Annotated in this window: 1 protein-coding gene; it reads left to right on the top strand. The window is 56.8% G+C overall.

Translation table 11 applies throughout. The annotated features are described in order from the left end of the window. Nucleotides 1-4: 4 nt before the first annotated feature. A partial coding sequence (locus OO258_RS27360; protein WP_266035032.1) for a hypothetical protein occupies nucleotides 5-396 on the top strand: 392 nt, incomplete at its 3' end.

Raw genomic sequence — 396 nt, 5'->3', positions numbered from 1 at the left:
GGCCATGGCCCAGGTGCAGCTGCAGGAGTCTGGGGGAGGATTGGTGCAGGCTGGGGGTTCTCTGAGACTCTCCTGTACAGCCTCTGGAGGCACCCTCAGTCGGCGTTCCATGGGCTGGTTCCGCCAGGCTCCAGGAAAGGAGCGTGAGTTTGTAGCAGCTATTAGCTGGAATGCTGGTAGTACGCGCTATGCAGACTCCGTGAAGGGCCGATTCACCATCTCCGGAGACAACTCCAAGGACACGGCGTTTCTGCAAATGAATAGTGTGAAAAGTGAGGACACGGCAGTTTATTTCTGTGCAGCAGATTTTCGTCAGGGATTGGATTACATAAGCTCTAGCCCCCCGTGGCTGGGCAAAGGGACCCAGGTCACCGTCTCCTCACACCACCATCACCA

This window comes from Pseudomonas sp. DCB_BI (genome assembly GCF_026240995.1).
Taxonomy (GTDB): domain Bacteria; phylum Pseudomonadota; class Gammaproteobacteria; order Pseudomonadales; family Pseudomonadaceae; genus Aquipseudomonas.
This window is presented reverse-complemented; position numbering and strand designations above follow the sequence as displayed.